Genomic DNA, 3,814 nt, shown 5'->3' on the forward strand with positions numbered 1-3,814 from the left:
TCTGCATTGGCTAGGGGGAGGCGGCGCGGTTCGGGGCTGGGCCCCGGGTCGAGCTCGGGGCGACGGGGAGGAGTGGGGAGCGGGAAGAGTGGGGGGATGACGGGGTGAATGGGGGACTGAGGGCGGCCTTTATCCGGTGAATGACAGGCCTACCCAGAGGGTCCGGGGCTGGGCGAGATCGAGGATGCCGGTGTTGCTGATGCCGCTGACCACCTGGGTGTCGGTGAGGTTCTCGCCGCGCAGGGTGAGGGCGACCTGGGAGGCGAGGTTGATGCGGGCGGTGGCGTCCACGGTGGTGGCCGGGGGGATGCGGCGCTGGTTCTGATCGTCCTCGAAGGCGGCCGAGGTATGACGGACGCTGGTGCCGAGCGTGAAGCGGGGGTGGGTATAGATGAGGCTGGCGGCAAGGCTGGTGGTCGGGCTCTGGGCCGGGCGCAGGCCGTCCAGCGCCAGCGCGGTGCCCGAGGCGCGGACCCGGGCATCGGCATAGGCGGCAGACAGGGTAGCGGTGAGCGGGCCGAAATCGAGCGCGGCATCGGCCTCGGCACCGCGCGTGTCGACGCGGTCCAGGTTACGGCGCTGGCGATAGGCACCGGCGGCGCTGACGAACCCGACCTGGGGGAAACTGCCGGGACCGTTGGCGACGGTGACGTTGGCGATGGCGCCGTCCAGCCGGTTGGTGAAGGCGGTGAGGCTGAGGCGGGCCGAAGGCAGCGGCCGCCAGTCAATCCCGGCTTCGACGCCGCGGGCGCGCTCGATCTCCAGCGCCGGGTTGGCAGCGGTGGCGTCCGGGCCGACGCGGAACGGGCGGTAAAGCTCATTGGGGGTGGGCAGGCGGAAGCCGGTGTAGGCGGCGCCGCGCAGGGCGAGCGAGGGGATCGGCTTCCAGACGGCGCCAGCGCGCGCCGTGGGACGGGTGCCGCTGCGGGGCGGGGTGACCAGCGCCTGGGTGACGGCGCCGCTGCCGATTACCGACTCGATCAGCCGGCCTTCGGCAATATGCCAGCGGTCGATACGGCCGCCGGCGGTGAGGGTGAGCGTCTCGCCGACATTGATGCTGGCCTCGGCATAGGCGCCGCCGGTGCTGGTGGTGCCGCCGGCCTCGCGCAGGCCGTCAAAGCGGCCGGCGGCGTAACGGAAGAATTCGTTGGTGGTGCCGCTGGCCTGCCGCCAGTCGACGCCGAGCTGAAGATCGAAGGGTAGCGGCGGCCGCACCTCGATCTTGCCGCCGAGACCGGTGGCCGGGGTCTTGAACTGATCGAGGCTGGGGGTGGCAACGCTGCGCGTGGCATCGAGCGCAGCGAAGCGGCTGGTGAAGTTGCGGGTCTGGACATAGGCCAGCGCGTCGACGGCCCAGGCACCACGATGCAGCAGGCGCAGGCTGGCGTCGGCGCCGCTGTTGCCACTGTCGATGATGGCGACGCCGCGCGTGCGGCGGTCGGTGAAGGCGCGGAAACTGGCCTGAAGCTCGGTCTGCGCCGCCACCGGCACGACGGCGCGGAGCGAGCCACCGGTGCTCCGATAGGGAGCGGCGATGTCCACACGCCCGCGCTGGTCGGCGGGGACGAGGAAAAAGCCGTCGCCTTCGTCATGGCGGACACTGGCGGTGACGAAGCCGCCGCCGAGGCGGACGGCGAGGCCGGCGCTGGCCTCCAGACTGTCCCGGCTGCCATAAGCGACCGAGGCGGTGAACGGCGACAGGCTCTCGGGTCCGGCGCTGGTCAGGTCCAGCGTGCCGGCGACCGCGCCGGCGCCGAACGCGCCGCCGCCACCGCCGCGGGTGATCCGCGCCGCCGCCAGACGCGCCGGATCGATGGCGGCGAACGGCAGCCAGCCGGCGAAGGGATCGGCCAGCGGCACGCCATCGAGCAGCACCAGCGCACGCGACGCGGCGTTGCCGCCCAGCGCACGGAGCGTCAGCCCCTGCGAGGTGGGGTTGGCGCTGCGGCTGTCGGTACGGCGGAAGCTGGCGAGGCCGGCGATGTCTCGCAGCGCGTCTTCGAGCCGTCCGGAGGCACTGCTGGCCAGCCGGGTCTGGTCAATGGTCAGGCTGCTGTAGGCCGCCGCGCCGGGCGGCAGCGGCAGCGGCCGGCCGGTGACGATGATCTCGGAAACCTGGGCGACAGAGGCCGTGGCGGGGAGTGCGGGAGAAAGGTCCATTGCCTTTATTGGACAGTGGCGACCCGCGATGGCAAGAGCGAGTGGCCACGGGCGAGGGAAAACGGGATGAGTGGTTGGGCATATCTGGGCGTGGCAATCGGGCTGGAAATCCTGGCGACGACGTTGCTCAAGCTGTCGGACGGGCTGGCCCACAAGGGTTTTGCCGCCGCCGCCATCGGCACCTACATCCTGTGCTTCATGGCGCTGGCGCCGGCGCTGAAGCTGCTGCCGCTGGGCATTGCCTATGCGGTGTGGTGCGGGGTCGGGATCGTCGCAGTGGCGATTATCGGCCGCGTCGTCTTCGACCAGACGCTGAGCGGGCCGCAGATGCTGTGCATGGCGCTGGTGCTGGCCGGCTACCTTGGCCTGCAAATGCTGACGCCGGCAACCGGCAAGTCGATCTGAAGGAATTGCACATGGAAGAAGCCGTCATCGTCGCCACGGCGCGCACGCCGATCGGCAAGGCCTATCGCGGCGCCTTGAATGACTGCGACGGGCCGACGCTGGCTGCCCATGTCATCGGCGCGACGCTGGCCCGGGCAGGGGTGGCGGGCGAGGATGTGTCGGACGTGGTGCTGGGCGCCGCGCATCCGGAAGGCGCGGTCGGCAACAATGTGGCGCGCGTCGCCGCCCTGGCGGCGGGGCTGCCGGTCAGCGTCGCCGGGATGACGCTCGACCGTAAATGCGCCTCGGGGCTGCAGTCGATCGCATTGGCGGCGCAGCGCATCCGCGCCGGGGAGGACGGCATCTATGTGGCCGGCGGGCTCGATTCGGTCAGCCTGGTGATGCCGAACAAGAACATGACCGGCTATCAGTCCGCCATCGCCGCCGCTGCCGTGCCGGTACTTTACTGGTCGATGATCGAGACCGCCGACCATGTCGCCACCCGCTACGGGGTCAGCCGCGCGGCGCAGGACGAGTATTCGTTCCAGAGTCAGCAGCGCACCGCCGCCGCCCAGGCGGCCGGGCGCTTCGATGCCGAGATCGTGCCGATGACCGCGCGGCGCCGGCTCGTCGACAAGAGCGGCGCCACCACCGGCCATGCCGAGATCACCCTCGACCGCGACGAGGGCAACCGCCCGGAGACGACGCTCGAGGGCCTGTCCTCGCTGAAGCCGGTGCGGGAGGGCGGGTTCGTCACCGCCGGCAATGCCTCGCAGCTGTCCGACGGCGCCAGCGCCTGCGTGGTGATGTCGGCAAGCGAGGCGGCGCGGCGGGGGCTGACGCCGCTCGGGCATTTCTGCGGCTTTGCCGTGGCCGGCGTCGGGCCGGAGGAGATGGGGATCGGGCCGGTACTGGCGGTGCCGAAGCTGCTCGCCCGCCACGGGCTGACCGTCGACGACATCGACCTGTGGGAGCTGAACGAGGCCTTTGCCGTGCAGGTGCTCTACTGCCGCGACCGGCTCGGGATCGATCCCCAGAAGCTCAACGTCAATGGCGGCGCGATCTCGATCGGCCATCCGTTCGGCATGTCCGGGGCGCGGCTGACCGGGCATGCGCTGATCGAGGGACGACGGCGCGGGGCGAAGCGGGTGGTGGTGACGATGTGCGTCGGCGGCGGCATGGGGGCGGCGGCGCTATTTGAGATTTAGGGGAGCCTCCGGCGGCTGGGGCCGCAGGCCCCCCAACCCCACGTGGTGCCGGGGGCCAAACA

3 protein-coding genes are annotated in these 3,814 nt (G+C 71.3%); 2 read left to right on the forward strand and 1 reads right to left on the reverse strand.

Annotated features, from left to right (window positions below):
* Positions 1 to 129: 129 nt before the first annotated feature.
* The gene (locus tag ACTIFJ_RS15030; protein ID WP_439534925.1) at positions 130 to 2,160 is read right to left on the reverse strand and encodes a TonB-dependent receptor; all 2,031 of its coding nucleotides are present in this window, start codon (positions 2,158 to 2,160) and stop codon (positions 130 to 132) included.
* A 66-nt stretch (positions 2,161 to 2,226) separates the two neighbouring features.
* Here ACTIFJ_RS15030 and ACTIFJ_RS15035 point away from each other — a divergent pair, with 66 nt between their 5' ends.
* Together ACTIFJ_RS15035 and ACTIFJ_RS15040 are read left to right on the forward strand one after the other, a co-directional pair.
* A complete protein-coding gene (locus ACTIFJ_RS15035) occupies positions 2,227 to 2,565 on the forward strand; it encodes a DMT family transporter (RefSeq protein ID WP_439534926.1) in 339 nt (112 codons plus the stop codon).
* Positions 2,566 to 2,576: 11 nt separating this feature from the next.
* On the forward strand, positions 2,577 to 3,752 hold the full coding sequence (locus ACTIFJ_RS15040) for an acetyl-CoA C-acyltransferase (RefSeq protein WP_439534927.1): 1,176 nt from the start codon (positions 2,577 to 2,579) through the stop codon (positions 3,750 to 3,752).
* The last annotated feature ends 62 nt before the right edge of the window (positions 3,753 to 3,814 follow it).

It is taken from the genome of Polymorphobacter sp. (genome assembly GCF_051860865.1).
Taxonomy (GTDB): Bacteria; Pseudomonadota; Alphaproteobacteria; order Sphingomonadales; family Sphingomonadaceae; genus Sandarakinorhabdus.

Bases quoted from the DNA above. Each gene is read 5' to 3' on its own strand.
- ACTIFJ_RS15030 (WP_439534925.1), bottom strand. From the start codon at position 2,160: ATGGACCTTTCTCCCGCACTCCCCGCCACGGCCTCTGTCGCCCAGGTT.
- ACTIFJ_RS15035 (WP_439534926.1), top strand. From the start codon at position 2,227: ATGAGTGGTTGGGCATATCTGGGCGTGGCAATCGGGCTGGAAATCCTG.
- ACTIFJ_RS15040 (WP_439534927.1), top strand. From the start codon at position 2,577: ATGGAAGAAGCCGTCATCGTCGCCACGGCGCGCACGCCGATCGGCAAG.